The organism is Streptococcus pseudopneumoniae, from assembly GCF_038148935.1.
Lineage (GTDB): Bacteria > Bacillota > Bacilli > Lactobacillales > Streptococcaceae > Streptococcus > Streptococcus pseudopneumoniae_U.
In genome coordinates this window covers 1-739 of sequence record NZ_JBBJZX010000192.1, presented here as the reverse complement: position 1 = coordinate 739, position 739 = coordinate 1, and the positions used below count along the sequence as shown (strand labels likewise).

Annotated in this window: 1 protein-coding gene; it reads right to left on the bottom strand. The window is 34.6% G+C overall.

The window, feature by feature from the left end:
• A partial coding sequence (locus WKI42_RS10535) for a pitrilysin family protein (protein ID WP_368081896.1) occupies positions 1-739 on the bottom strand: 739 nt, incomplete at both ends.

The following is a 739-nucleotide window of genomic DNA, read 5'->3' as shown; positions in this document are numbered from 1 at the left end:
TTGTAGTTTCACATTATTAGCTGCTCTACAAATATCATCTTTGTCAACTTGCTCGAGTTTTGCAATCCAACCTTTAAAGTCTGCTGAAGATTTTCCAAGTAAGGCATTTTGATAAGCACGTTCAATCAATGAACCTTGATTATCTTGAGAAAGCAACAAAGACCGACGAATCATTTCCTTGGTCTGCTCTAGCTCAAGCTCTGTAAAATAACCTTTTTTTAAATCAAGTAATTGATTATTCATCATTTTTCGAGCCTGATTCCTATTTTCTCGATTGATACCAGCATACATCCTCAAAAATCCACTAAATAAATCAAGCTGACTTGAAATAGTATAAGCCAATCCAGCATTTTCACGGACATTTGTAAATAGTTTAGAGTGAGCAAATCCACCAAGTAAACCATTCATTACAATCATAGGTAAATGTTGCTCATCACCATATTCAGAAGGGCAATTATATCCCAACTCTAAAATAGACTGTCCCACATTTTTCCTAACCATGCCTTCTTGCAAGATATTGGAATAAGGTTGGCAATATTGAATCTTCACATCCACTTCTCGACCTTTAAAGCCAAATGATTCTAATACATTTTGAATTTCAACCTCATTAAAGTCACCTAGGAAAAAGAAATCTATTCGATCATTGGCCAAAAATTCTTGGAAACAAGAATAAGAACTTTGTGGAGTTTCAGCTAAAATACGATTTCGTAAATCACTATACTCCAATTGGAGACGTTCG